Annotated in this window: 13 protein-coding genes; 4 read left to right on the top strand and 9 right to left on the bottom strand. The window is 63.7% G+C overall.

The window, feature by feature from the left end; translation table 11 throughout:
* Positions 1-87: 87 nt before the first annotated feature.
* The 6 genes from CP49_RS04270 to rpmI form a co-directional block, all read right to left on the bottom strand.
* Positions 88-858, bottom strand: a complete 771-nt coding sequence (locus CP49_RS04270) for a sulfite exporter TauE/SafE family protein (protein WP_057849061.1) — start codon at positions 856-858, stop codon at positions 88-90.
* Positions 859-865: 7 nt separating this feature from the next.
* Positions 866-3274, bottom strand: coding sequence for a phenylalanine--tRNA ligase subunit beta (pheT, locus tag CP49_RS04265; protein WP_057849060.1), 2409 nt, complete (start codon positions 3272-3274; stop codon positions 866-868).
* A gap of 160 nt (positions 3275-3434) precedes the next feature.
* Positions 3435-3845 (bottom strand): ASCH domain-containing protein, encoded by a 411-nt coding sequence (locus tag CP49_RS04260; protein ID WP_057849059.1) that lies wholly within the window; start codon positions 3843-3845, stop codon positions 3435-3437.
* Positions 3842-4924, bottom strand: a complete 1083-nt coding sequence (pheS, locus tag CP49_RS04255) for a phenylalanine--tRNA ligase subunit alpha (RefSeq protein ID WP_057849058.1) — start codon at positions 4922-4924, stop codon at positions 3842-3844. Before pheS ends, CP49_RS04260 begins: the two co-directional genes overlap by 4 nt.
* A 200-nt stretch (positions 4925-5124) precedes the next feature.
* A complete protein-coding gene (gene rplT, locus CP49_RS04250) occupies positions 5125-5484 on the bottom strand; it encodes a 50S ribosomal protein L20 (RefSeq protein ID WP_057849057.1) in 360 nt (119 codons plus the stop codon).
* Positions 5485-5562: 78 nt separating this feature from the next.
* A complete protein-coding gene (gene rpmI, locus CP49_RS04245) occupies positions 5563-5763 on the bottom strand; it encodes a 50S ribosomal protein L35 (RefSeq protein WP_008539890.1) in 201 nt (66 codons plus the stop codon).
* Between the two features lie 262 nt (positions 5764-6025).
* On the opposite strand from rpmI, the gene CP49_RS04240 reads away from it, so the two are divergent.
* Positions 6026-6460 carry a hypothetical protein gene (locus CP49_RS04240; protein WP_057849056.1) on the top strand — a complete coding sequence of 145 codons (435 nt, stop codon included), beginning with the start codon at positions 6026-6028 and terminating at the stop codon, positions 6458-6460.
* A gap of 69 nt (positions 6461-6529) precedes the next feature.
* Here the strand turns inward: CP49_RS04240 and infC are convergent, their stop codons facing one another.
* The gene (gene infC / locus CP49_RS04235; protein ID WP_057849055.1) at positions 6530-7069 is read right to left on the bottom strand and encodes a translation initiation factor IF-3; all 540 of its coding nucleotides are present in this window, start codon (positions 7067-7069) and stop codon (positions 6530-6532) included.
* A gap of 222 nt (positions 7070-7291) precedes the next feature.
* Here infC and CP49_RS04230 point away from each other — a divergent pair, with 222 nt between their 5' ends.
* Complete coding sequence (locus CP49_RS04230) at positions 7292-8086, top strand: alpha/beta hydrolase (RefSeq protein WP_057849054.1); 795 nt, start codon at positions 7292-7294, stop codon at positions 8084-8086.
* 135 nt (positions 8087-8221) lie between these two features.
* Positions 8222-8689, top strand: coding sequence for a nuclear transport factor 2 family protein (locus tag CP49_RS04225; protein WP_057849053.1), 468 nt, complete (start codon positions 8222-8224; stop codon positions 8687-8689).
* A 420-nt stretch (positions 8690-9109) separates the two neighbouring features.
* Here the strand turns inward: CP49_RS04225 and queG are convergent, their stop codons facing one another.
* Positions 9110-10303, bottom strand: a complete 1194-nt coding sequence (queG, locus tag CP49_RS04220) for a tRNA epoxyqueuosine(34) reductase QueG (protein WP_057849052.1) — start codon at positions 10301-10303, stop codon at positions 9110-9112.
* The gene (locus CP49_RS04215; RefSeq protein ID WP_057849051.1) at positions 10252-10944 is read right to left on the bottom strand and encodes a glutathione S-transferase family protein; all 693 of its coding nucleotides are present in this window, start codon (positions 10942-10944) and stop codon (positions 10252-10254) included. The genes queG and CP49_RS04215 overlap by 52 nt, the downstream gene beginning before the upstream one ends.
* A 179-nt stretch (positions 10945-11123) precedes the next feature.
* Between CP49_RS04215 and CP49_RS04210 the strand changes: the two genes are divergently transcribed.
* Positions 11124-11927, top strand: coding sequence for an undecaprenyl-diphosphate phosphatase (locus tag CP49_RS04210; protein ID WP_156438042.1), 804 nt, complete (start codon positions 11124-11126; stop codon positions 11925-11927).
* Positions 11928-12036: the final 109 nt, after the last annotated feature.

Raw genomic sequence — 12036 nt, 5'->3', positions numbered from 1 at the left:
TTGTGGCGGGCTGGAGCCACATTCCAGTGCGAACATTAGGCGTCCGTGGTTATGGGTCCCTGCGTTCGCAGGGACGACGATGTGGCGTCAGCGCAGCACGCCATCCAGTGCGGGCAAGCCGAAGATCACCGCCGCGGCAATCAGCGCGTAGCAGATCGCGCGGAACACGGTTTCACTGGCCTTGCCGAACAGCGAGGCGCCGAACCAGACGCCGACGCCGTAGACCGGGCCGACAACGAACGCGAACTTGATCGCGTCCAGCGTGATCAGTCCGGTCGCGGCGTAGCTGATAGCGGAAAAGAAATCTGACGCACCGAAGAACAGCACGATATTGGCGCGCGCAATGACGGAGGCGATGGGCCGGCCGAGCCAGTAGCCGACGATCGGCGGGCCGCCGGTCTGGGCCAGCCCGCTGCAAAAGCCTGACAGCCCGCCAATGCCGATCGCGACAGCCGCGTGGTCCTTGCCGCGGTAGCGCCAGCCCGAGAGCAACAGTAACAACAGCGCGAAGACGAAGACGGAAATGATCCAGCGTGTCGTCACCGGTTCGAGGCGGCTGAGGAGGTAAGTCCCGATCGGCACGCCGATCAGGGCGCCTGTTACTATGACCGCGGTCGCCCTGCGGTCGGCTTTTTGCCATGCATTCGGCAACAGCGGCGCGGCAGCGACGAAATCGATGATCAGGAGCAGCGCGGCCACGAGCCGCGGGTCGGCGATCGAGCTGGCGAGCGGCATGAAGATCAGCGCGGAGCCGAATCCGGAAAAACCCCGCGCCGTTCCGGAAACGAAAGCGACCGCGCAGATCGCGATCGCCGCGTTGATGCCGATTTCAGCCGGAATGAGCGAGGCGGGACTCATGCGGGCGTCATCCCCGCAACGTGCCGCCGGTCTTCTTCGTCACCTCGGCCACGATCTTCGCCGCCACCGCGTCGATCTCCTGGTCCGTCAGGGTCTTCTCCCGCGGCTGGATCGTCACGGCAATCGCGACCGACTTCTTGGCCGGATCAATGCCCTTGCCTTCATAGACGTCGAATACGGTCACGTCCGTGATCAGCTTCTTGTCCGCGGCTTGCGCTGATCGCACGATGTCGCCGGCCTTCACGGTACGATCGACGATGAAGGCGAAGTCGCGCGACACCGGCTGGAACGCGGAGAGTTCGAGCAGCGGCCTGGCGCGTGTCGGCTTCTTCTTGGCGTCGGGAATGCGATCGAGGATGACTTCGAACACCATCAGCGGGCCATCGGCGCCGAGCGCTTCCAGCGTGCGCGGGTGCAGCTCGCCGAAATAGCCCAGCACGTTCTGCGGGCCGATCTGAATGGTGCCGGAACGCCCCGGATGCAGCCAGCTTGCGCCGCCCGGCACGATCTGCAGCGCCTGCATTGGCGCGCCGGCGGCTGCGAGCACGGCGAAGGCATCGGCCTTGGCGTCGAGCGCATCGGTCTGGGCAGAACCGGACCAGTGCCGTCCCATGCCCTTCGAGGACGCAAAGCCGTGGCGCACACCGGTGGCCGCAACAAACTGGTTCTCAGCCCTATCGCCCTTGAACACCTGCCCGACTTCGAACAGCGCAACGTCCGGATAACCGCGGTTGGCATTGGCCTGCGCCGCCGCCACGAGACCCGGCAACAGGCTCGGCCGCATGTCCGACATGTCGGAGGCAATCGGGTTGGCGAGCGCAAGCTCCGCCTGTCCGCCGCCGAACAGTTCGGCATGCGGTTTTGAAATGAACGACCAGGTTACGGCCTCCACCATGCCGCGCGCCGCCAGCGCGCGCTTGGCACGCCGGGTGCGGTTCTGGATCGTGGTCAGCACCGGCTTGCGCGCTTCGTCGCCGCGCTCGAACGGCGTCATCGGCACCTTGTCGACGCCGACGATGCGCACGATCTCCTCGACGATGTCAGCCTTGCCGTCAACGTCGGTGCGCCAGGAGGGCACGGCGATTTTCACCACCGGGCCGCTGCCGGCGACCATGAAGCCGAGATGGCCGAGGATGCGCCGCGCCTCGACGAGCGGCACCTCGATTCCCGCCAGACGTTTGACCTCGCTCAGCGGGAAATCGATGATGCGGTCGTCGCCGAAGGCCTTGCCGACGACGAAGGTCTCCGACGGCGTGCCGCCGCAGAGTTCCATCACAAGCTTGGTCGCAAGCTCAAGACCCGGCACCATGAAGGCCGGATCGACACCGCGCTCGAAGCGGTAGCGCGCATCGGAATTGATGCCGAGCTTGCGGCCGGTCTGCGCGATGTTGATCTCGTTCCACAGCGCCGATTCGATCAGCACATCGGTGGTGTTCTCGTCGCAGCCGGAAGTCTCGCCGCCCATGATGCCGGCGAGCGATTCGATGCCATGCTCGTCCGCGATCACGCAGATACTGGGATCAAGCGTGTAGGTGCGGCCGTCGAGCGCCAGCAGGCTCTCGCCGTCTTTGGCCCGGCGCACGGTGAGATTGCCCGTCACCTTCCTGGCGTCGAACACATGCAGTGGCCGGGCGCGGTCGTAGGTCATGAAGTTGGTGATGTCGACCAGCGCATTGATCGGCCGCAGCCCGATCGACGTCAGCCGCTTCTGCAGCCACTCCGGCGAGGGGCCGTTCTTGACGCCGCGCACCAGCCTGAGCGCAAAGCCCGGACAGAGCGCTGCGTCTTCCACCGTCACCTTCACCGGGCAGGGGAATTCGCCCTTGATCGGCTTGATACCGGGATCGATCAACTTGCCCATGTCGGCGGCGGAGAGGTCGCGTGCGACGCCGTGCACGCCGGTGCAGTCCTGGCGGTTCGGCGTCAGGTTGATTTCAAGCACGGGATCGCCGAGGCCTGCCCATTCGGCGTAGCCTTTGCCGATCGGCGCGTCGGCCGGCAGCTCCATGATGCCGTCATGGTCCTCGGAAATCTGCAACTCGGCCGCCGAGCACAGCATGCCGCGGCTCTCGACGCCCCTGATGGTGCCGACGCCGAGGGTGATGTTCTTGCCGGGGATGAACGTGCCGGGCGGCGAGAACACGCTGACGAGGCCCGCGCGTGCATTCGGCGCGCCGCAGACCACCTGCACCGGCGCGCCGCCGTCGCCGGTGTCGACCATGCACACCCGCAGGCGGTCGGCATTCGGATGCTGCTCGGCCGAAATTACCCGCGCTATCGAAAACGGCGCCAGCGCCTTCGCCTTGTCCTCGATGCTCTCGACCTCCAGCCCGATCATGGTGAGCTTGTCGGCAAGCTTTTCCAGGGGCTCGTCGGTGTCGAGATGTTCCTTCAGCCAGGAGAGCGTGAATTTCATGGCTGTGAGCCTCGAATATTGTTGGTTGTCTCGGTGATACTTGCACTGTCCTCACCGTTCCCTCCCCCCTTGTGGGGGAGGGTCAGGGAGGAGGCTCTCTCCGCAACGGCGGTCGTGAGAGGGGGCCGGTCAGAGCCCGATGTCAGCTCACGCAATCCGTTCATGACGGCTGTTCCGCCTGCGCAAACACCTCAACCAGCCGGAACCGTTCGCACATCAGCATCATGTCTTCGCTGAACCTGCCTAGCCGTCCGAAATAAATGCGGTGCGCATTCTGCCAGTAGGCGAGGCTGCGGTCGCCTTCGCCTTCATCATAGGCAAAGGCGGCATCCACTTCGGGGAAGCGGCGGTAGGTGACTTCGACCGTTTCGATCACGCAACGCGGCGTGCCGCATCCGTCGAGCACGATCCAGCGTTCGCCCGGCGTCGATGTGTTCGGCTCGTCCTCGGTGGAGCAGGTCGCGGTCTTCACGCCCTTGATCACGAGGTCGAGCAGCTCATCGGCCAGCCTCGGCCCGTCGCCGAACGCGAACGAGCGCAAGCCCTGATATTTCGCAGGGACAACACTCACGTGCTCAATCCCCCCGCGAGCGTCGGGATGTCGAGCGGCTTGAAGCCGTAATGTGAAAGCCAGCGGACGTCGCTCTCGAACAACTGCCGGAGATCGGCGATGCCGTATTTCAGCATCGCGATGCGGTCGATGCCCATGCCCCATGCAAAGCCCTGGTAGACATCGGGATCGATGCCGCAGGCGCGCAGCACGTTCGAATGCACCATGCCGCAGCCGAGAATCTCCAGCCAGTCCTCGCCCTCGCCGAAGCGGACCTCGCCCTTGTCGCGCCGGCACTGGATGTCGACCTCGAGCGACGGTTCGGTAAACGGGAAGAATGACGGCCGGAACCGCATGTTGATGTGGTCGACCTCGAAGAACGCCTTGCAGAACTCGTGCAGGATCCATTTGAGATGGCCGAGATGCGAGCCCTTGTCGATGACAAGACCCTCGACCTGGTGGAACTGCGGCGTATGGGTCGCGTCGGAATCGATGCGATAGGTGCGGCCGGGGCAGACCACGCGGATCGGCGGCTCTTGGCTGAGCATGGTGCGCACCTGCACCGGCGATGTATGCGTGCGCAACAGCATGCGCGAACCGTCTTCCCCAGGGTTGAAGAAGAAGGTGTCGTGCATCTCCCGCGCCGGATGGCCCTCGGGGAAATTCAGTTTTGTGAAGTTGTAATCGTCGGTCTCGATGTCGGGACCTTCGGCGATCGCAAATCCCATGTCGGCGAAGATCGTGTTGACCTCCTCGAAGACCTGGCTCAGCGGATGAATGCGGCCCTGGTCTGCGGGCGCCTCGCGCAGCGGCAGAGTGACGTCGATGGTCTCGGAGGCAAGCCGGGCATCGAGCGCCGCAGACTTGAGAATATCGCGACGCGCCGTGAGCGCCTCGGTCACCTTGTCCTTGGCGAGATTGATCGCGGCGCCTTGCGTTTTCCGCTCGTCCGGCGACATCTTGCCGAGGGTTGCGAGCAGCGCCGAGATCGAGCCCTTCTTGCCGAGCGCTGCGACGCGGACGGCCTCGAGGGCTGCTTCATCGCCGGCGGCGGCGATATCGTCGAGAATGGACTTTTCGAGTGTGGCGAGGTCGGTCATGGCAATCCTTTTTGACTAGGATGCTAAGCCGGCGCTCCTAGCCCGTCATGCCCGGGCTCGTCCCGGGCATCCACGTCTTACAGCGTTCGCGAGAGGGAAGACGTGGATGGCCGGGACGTCCAGCGCGAAGACGCGCTTCGCGCTTTTACCCAGCCATCACGACCTCAAAAACATCGCAGAAAACCAATATGGCTCCTGCCTCAGGCCGCGAGCGCGGCCTTGGCCTTCTCGGCGATCGCCTGGAACGCTGCCGGCTCGGTGATGGCGAGATCCGACAGCACCTTGCGGTCAACCGTGATGCCCGATTTCGCGAGGCCGTTGATAAAGACGCTGTAGGTCATGCCAAACGGACGCACTGCGGCATTGATGCGCTGGATCCAGAGCGCGCGGAAGGTGCGCTTCTTGCGCTTGCGGTCGCGGAACGCATATTGGCCGGCCTTCTCGACCGCAGCCTTGGCGGCGCGGATGGTGTTCTTGCGGCGGCCGCGGAAACCCTTGGCGGCCTTGTAGACTTTCTTGTGCCTGGCGTGAGAGGTCACACCGCGTTTGACGCGAGACATGACTGTAATCCTTGATCAGAAATGAGGTGACGGGATCGCCGCGCGGACGCGGCTGTGCTTGCGATGGCGTGAACGCGATCAGGCGTTCGGCAAGAAGTACTTCTTGACGTTGTCGCCGTCGGTCTTGAACAGCACCCGGGTGCCGCGGAGCTGACGAATCTGCTTCTTCGTCCGCTTGATCATGCCGTGGCGCTTACCGCGCTGGGCGTGCATCACTTTGCCGGTGGCAGTCACCTTGAAGCGCTTTTTAGCGCCTGACTTGGTCTTCAGCTTGGGCATTTGGCTCTCCTATCGGCCACAGAAAAATGCGCCCGAGGGGCGCTTTTGCGGCTTAAAATGCTCGTTAGAGCGTTGAAAGTGCTCAGGTTTTTTCGAAAACGAACCAACCCGCACGGACACCGACACGGCAGCCCTTGATCAGCCGGGCGATGAAGGTCGGGCTTATGGCAGAGGAAGCGCCAATTGGCAATGATGAACCGCGGCACCCGGCGCCGTTACCTATCGCTGACGTCATTAACATACCCGTCCGGAGCAGGAACAAATGACCCATTATCAGCGATCGATTGCCCGTTGTGCCGCCTTTCCCCGCCTGCGCTCCCGGTGCTGGCTTCCCGTTTTCGCCGCGCTGGCCGTCGTCCTGGCGACGCCGGTCACCGCCGACGCCGCGCCGCGGAGAGGCAAGGCGCTCCGAGCCTATGACGGCATCTGGAACGTGGTCTTCACCACTACGCGGGGCAATTGCAGTTCAGGCTACAGTGTCCCCTTCACCGTCATCGGCAGCCGCGTTTCATCGGCCGGCGGCGGCAGGGTTTCGGGATCGGTCAGTCGCGCCGGTGCGGTTGCGGTCAAAGTTTCGGTTGGCGCGTCCCGTGCGAGCGGCGGTGGCCGGCTCGCCGGCAGCTATGGCGCCGGCTCGTGGCGCGGCATCATCACCGGCGACCACTGTAGCGGTACCTGGCAGGCTACGCGGACTTAAGCGCGCGGAAACGAAAACGGCCCGCCGGATTATCCGACGGGCCGCTTCACATCTAACAACCGATTCAAATCAGCGCGGCGCCAGCACCATCACGACCTGGCGGCCTTCGAAACGCGCGTCCTGCTCGACCTTGGCGAATTCGGCGACATCTGCCTTGACCTTGTCCAGAAGCTTGGTGCCGATCTCCTGGTGCGCCATTTCGCGGCCACGGTAGCGCAAGGTGATCTTGACCTTGTCGCCTTCCTCGAAGAACCGCTGCATCGCGCGCATCTTCACGTCGTAATCGTGATCGTCGATCATCGGCCGCAGCTTGATCTCCTTGATCTCGACGATCTTCTGCTTCTTGCGCGCCTCGGCGGCTTTCTTCTGTGCCGAATACTTGAACTTCCCGTAGTCCATAATCTTGCAAACGGGAGGATTGTTGTTCGGCGAAATCTCAACGAGATCCATGCCCGCCTCGAGGGCCATCTTGATGGCGACCACGGTCTCGACTGTTCCGTGGTTGAGGCCGGTCTGATCGATCAGTTGGATCTGCGCGTTGCGGATATCATCATTGGTGCGCGGCCCGTCTTTGGTTGCAGCGGGCGGGGCTCTGTTGGGACGGCGAATGGGTAACTCTCCAAAGTTGTGAAAGGAAGGGCCGTAGTTTGAAGCAATACGCTGATAACAGCAAGCGAACTCACGGTCTGCGCCCGAAAACCGTCAAATGCGAGGCATTTCGGTCACGTCCGGCAAATATAGCGCGGCGGCCCGATCCGCAAGCGCCGGGCGGTCGCGCTTGACCGATCAAGCGTGCTCGCTGACAAAGCAGCGGGCAAGAGTGACAGATCCATGACCAATTCAGCGACAATCGACCAGGAACCGGCCTTTATCGAGGTGGGAGAGGGCAGTGACGGCCGCCGGATCGCCGTCCGCGCCCGTGCCGGCAGCGGGCCCGGGCTGTTCTGGCTCGGCGGCTTCAATTCCGACATGCGGGGCACCAAGGCGCTCGCGCTGGACGCGTGGGCCGCGGAACATGGCCGCGCCTGTATTAGGTTCGATTATTCCGGCCACGGCGAATCGGGCGGCGCTTTCATCGACGGCACCATCGGGCGCTGGCTCGAAGAGAGTGTTGCGGTGTTCGAGCGGTTCTGCCGGGGGCCGCAGGTCGTGATCGGCTCGTCGATGGGCGGCTGGATGGCGCTGTTGCTGGCGCGGGCCATCGCCAAACGCGAAGCGGCGGGCGCGACACTTGCCGGGCTGGTGCTGATCGCGCCGGCGCCTGATTTCACCGAGCAATTGATGTGGAACAGCTTCTCCGACGAGGTCCGCGAGGAGATCAGGACCAGGGGCGTGTGGCTGCGGCCGTCGGAGTATGCCGACGGCACGCCCTATCCGATCACGCGCGCGCTGATCGAGGAAGGCCGTAACCATCTCTTGCTCGGCAGCGCCATCGACGTCGGATGTCCCGTGCGCATTCTGCAGGGCGCGCAGGATCCCGACGTGCCCTGGCAACACGCGTTTGCGCTGGCGCACCGGCTGCCGGCCGAGGACGTGGTGCTGACCATGATCCAGGACGGCGACCACCGCCTGTCGCGCCCGCAGGATATCGCGCGGATTCTCGCCGCTGTGGCGGAGATGGGGTGACTTCTTGCCGCAACCACGGTGTCATCGTCCGCGAAAGCGGGCGATCCAGTACGCCGCGACTTATCGATTGACGTCGCATTCTCTGGAATACTGGATGCCCCGCTTTCGCGGGGCATGACAACCGGAGATAAAACGATGAACACTTTCACCATGCTCCGCGCCTTCTGTGATGCCGTCGAGCAGCGCAACGGCAAGGCTTTCTCGGAACTGTTCACCGAAGACGGCATCTATCACGACGTATTCTACGGCGCGTTCGAAGGCCGCGAGAAGATCGCAGGCTTGATCGACGACTGGTTCTATCGCACGGCGACCGATTTTCGCTGGGACATGCACGACCCCGTCAGCGACGGCGAGATGCTCTATGCGCGCTACACCTTCAGCTACCGCTCGACGCTGCCGGAAGCGCAAGGAGCGCGGGCGATGTTCGAGGGCGTCGCGATCATGCGGCTGCGCGATGGCAAGATCATGGAGTACCACGAGGTCGCCAACACCGCGCCGGCCTTCGTCGACCTCAAATTTGCGCCGGAGCGGATCGTCAAGATCGTCGCCAAGCAGGGCGCGGCACTGAAGGCGCGGCCGGAGATGAAGCGGCATCTGGTCTGAGTTCGGCGTGCGCTCTCCACCGTCATTCCGGGATGCGCCATAAGGCGCAGGCCCGGAATCCATCGGGCCGCATTAGCTGACGGAGAAATGGATTCCGGGCTCGCGCTTCGCGCGCCCCGGAATGACGATCCACCTCACGACGGCGGCGGTTTGGCCATCGGCTTGCACTGCGCGAGTGCCGATTATGCGTGAAGAACGGCTGATTTTTTTGTCATGGCGCACGACCACGGCGGGTTTCGTTGCGTGAAATGAAGCATGACCCTCATGGTGAGGAGGCGCCAACGGGTCCGCGCGTAGCGCGGCCCGATGACAGGCTCCGCGCCGTCTCGAACGATGACAGGCTCCGCGCCGTCTCGAACCATGTGGCCCGGTTATCGGCCCCGCCCTTCGAGACGCGCTGCGCGCTCCTCAGGGCGAGGGTCAGACAGCAGTGGCGAGGTGCCACTCCGCGCGGACATCTTCATCCGTCTCAGCGCCCATCGCCCTCGCGGCCAGCGCATTGAATTTCACGCGGTCGACCAACTGCGACAGCGCCCACACCGCCGCGCCGCGAACCAGCGGACTTGCATCATCCAGCAGGCGTTCGGCCTCTGGCGCCAGCGATGCATCATCGGCGTTGCCGATCGCGATCAGCACGTTGCGTACAAAGCGGTCGCGGCCGATGCGCTTGACCGGCGATTTCGAAAACAGCGCGCGAAACGCTGTGTCGTCGAGCCGCACGAGTTCCGCCAGCGAGGGCGCGCGCAATTCCGTGCGTGCGGCCAGTTTGGCTTCGCGGCCTTGCTGCGCGAATTTGTTCCACGGGCACACGGCGAGGCAGTCGTCGCAGCCATAGATGCGGTTGCCGATGCTCTTGCGAAATTCGTGCGGGATCGGTCCCTTGTTCTCGATCGTCAGATACGAAATGCAGCGCCGCGCATCGAGCTTGTAGGGCGCGGGGAAAGCCGCGGTCGGGCAGATCTCCTGGCAGGCGTTGCATGAACCGCAACGATCGGTGTCGGCGTCGTCGCGAGGGAGGTCGGCAGCCGTGAAGATCGCGCCGAGGAACAGCCATGAACCGAATTCGCGCGACACCAGATTGGTGTGCTTGCCCTGCCAGCCGAGCCCCGCCGCCTGTGCCAGCGGCCTTTCCATCACCGCTGCGGTATCGATGAACACTTTCACTTCCTCGCCGGAGGCGGCGACGAACCACCGCGCCAGCGCCTTCAGGCGCTTCTTGATGACATCGTGATAGTCGTCGCCCTGCGCGTAGGCGGAGATCGCGCCGCGTGTGCGCTTCGCAAGAAGCGCGAGCGGATCTTCCGCAGGCCCATAGTTGACGCCGAGCATGATGATGGAGCGTACCCCTCGCCACAGCACGCGCGGATCCATCCGCCGTTCGGGTTGCGCCGCGAGCCAGTCCATGTCGCCATGCGCGCCGGCATCGAGGAATTCGCGGAAATATTTTCCGGCGCTAGCGATCGCATCGGGATCGGTCACGCCGATGCAGTCGAAACCGAGCGTCTCCGCTTCGCGCGCGAGCGCGGCCTTCAGATCGGCGGCGGAGAGTCGGGTGTCCTTGTTCAGAAGTCGAGGTCCACGTAGGTCCGCGATGCCGGCACCCCCGCCAGCCATTCGCTGAGCAGCGGGCGGAACGACGGGCGGGACTTCACCCGTGCGTACCACGCCTTTGCTGCGTCGTCCTCGCTCCATGGCACGTCGCCCAGATAATCGATCGCCGAAAGATGCGCCGCGGCGGCGAGATCCGCGTAGGTCAGCCGGTCGCCGGCGAGGAAATTCCGCGTCTGCGCCAGCCAGCCGATATAGGCCAGATGATAGCGCACATTGGTCTTGGCTGCGCGGATCACTTCGGCCGCCGGCGCCCCGCCGCCATTCTCCTCGCTCATGAAACGCTTGTAGATGCGCTCGGTTACCAGCGGATTCGACGCCTCCTCGAAGAATTTTTCGTTGAACCACGCCATCAGGCGGCGCACCTCGACGCGCTCGGCCATCGAGGCCGGCAACAGCCGCCGCTCGCCCGCCTCCAGGCCGTGCGTCTCGTCGAGGTATTCGGCGATGATCCCGGCGCCGGGAATCGGCGGAAAGCCGTCAGCCATCAACACCGGCGTGGTGGCCGCGGGATTGAGCACGAGAAACGCCTCGCGCCGCTCCCAGGCCCGCTCTTCCACCAGGCGCAGGTCGAGGCCGTGTTCGCCCAGCACCAGGCGAATGAAGCGCGAATGCGGGCAGAACGGGTGATGATAGAGCGTGTACATGAAATCCTTGGGGCAAAATCGCGGCGACTACGGAACCCTCAAAACCGCGTCAAGCGAATCGGGACACTAGCCAAGCAGGCGTATGAGGCAACCGGTGTTTGGCTTTTTTTTGCGATTGCGGCATGGGGACGAATAGGCGAGAAGGGCGCGGCTTTTCCTGTCAAATGGACCACGTCATGATGTCGGAAGTAGTCAAGGCGGTGATTCTCGGCATCATCGAGGGTATTACGGAATTCCTCCCCGTTTCCTCCACGGGCCATATGCTGCTGGCGCAACGCTACTTCGGCCTTGGCGAGGGCGCCTTCTGGCAGAGCTTTGTGATCCTGATTCAGCTCGGCGCGATCCTCGCCATCGTCATGCTGTATTTCGTCAAGCTGTCGCGTGTCGCGCTCGGCATGTTCACCAATCCCGACGACCGCCGGTTCGTGATCGGTGTGCTGGTGGCGTTCCTGCCTGCAGTGATCATCGGCCTGATTGCCGGCAAATACATCAAGGAGCTTTTGTTCAATCCGTGGGTGGTCTGTTTCACGCTGATCGTCGGCGGCGCGATCCTGCTGTGGGTCGACCAACTAGATCTCAAGCCGACGGAGGATGACGCCACGCGCTATCCGCTGATGATGTATCTGTGGATCGGCATCGCGCAATGCGTGGCGATGATACCCGGCGTATCGCGTTCCGGCGCCAGTATCGTGGCGGCGATGCTGCTTGGCGGCGACAAGCGGTCGGCGGCGGAGTTCTCGTTCTTTCTCGCGATCCCGACGATGATCGGCGCGTTCGCCTATGATTTCTACAAGAACCGCGCCGAGATGACGGTCGATCACGTCGGCATCCTCGCGATCGGATTCGTGGTGTCGTTCATCACCGCGGCGATCGTGGTGAAGACGTTCCTCACCTATGTCACGCGCCATGGCTTCACGTTCTTTGCGTGGTGGCGCGTCGCCGCCGGCACGCTAGGCCTGCTCGCGCTGGCGCTGGGGAAGTAGGGCGCAAGTGCATTCGTAGGGTGAGCAAAAGGGTCGCCGTGCGATCTGTCAGACCTCATCCTGAGAGTCTGACTCAAAATAAGTCATTGGCATCTCAGGTTCTAGCCAG

Origin of the sequence: Bradyrhizobium valentinum (assembly GCF_001440405.1) — a bacterium.
Lineage (GTDB): Bacteria > Pseudomonadota > Alphaproteobacteria > Rhizobiales > Xanthobacteraceae > Bradyrhizobium > Bradyrhizobium valentinum.
Note: the sequence above shows the minus strand (reverse complement) of the source record. Positions and strands in the feature narration are given on the sequence as shown.

Bases quoted from the DNA above. Each gene is read 5' to 3' on its own strand.
- CP49_RS04270 (WP_057849061.1), bottom strand. From the start codon at position 858: ATGAGTCCCGCCTCGCTCATTCCGGCTGAAATCGGCATCAACGCGGCG.
- pheT (WP_057849060.1), bottom strand. From the start codon at position 3,274: ATGAAATTCACGCTCTCCTGGCTGAAGGAACATCTCGACACCGACGAG.
- pheS (WP_057849058.1), bottom strand. From the start codon at position 4,924: ATGACCGACCTCGCCACACTCGAAAAGTCCATTCTCGACGATATCGCC.
- rplT (WP_057849057.1), bottom strand. From the start codon at position 5,484: ATGTCTCGCGTCAAACGCGGTGTGACCTCTCACGCCAGGCACAAGAAA.
- rpmI (WP_008539890.1), bottom strand. From the start codon at position 5,763: ATGCCCAAGCTGAAGACCAAGTCAGGCGCTAAAAAGCGCTTCAAGGTG.
- CP49_RS04240 (WP_057849056.1), top strand. From the start codon at position 6,026: ATGACCCATTATCAGCGATCGATTGCCCGTTGTGCCGCCTTTCCCCGC.
- CP49_RS04230 (WP_057849054.1), top strand. From the start codon at position 7,292: ATGACCAATTCAGCGACAATCGACCAGGAACCGGCCTTTATCGAGGTG.
- CP49_RS04225 (WP_057849053.1), top strand. From the start codon at position 8,222: ATGAACACTTTCACCATGCTCCGCGCCTTCTGTGATGCCGTCGAGCAG.
- queG (WP_057849052.1), bottom strand. From the start codon at position 10,303: ATGGCTGGCGGGGGTGCCGGCATCGCGGACCTACGTGGACCTCGACTT.
- CP49_RS04215 (WP_057849051.1), bottom strand. From the start codon at position 10,944: ATGTACACGCTCTATCATCACCCGTTCTGCCCGCATTCGCGCTTCATT.
- CP49_RS04210 (WP_156438042.1), top strand. From the start codon at position 11,124: ATGTCGGAAGTAGTCAAGGCGGTGATTCTCGGCATCATCGAGGGTATT.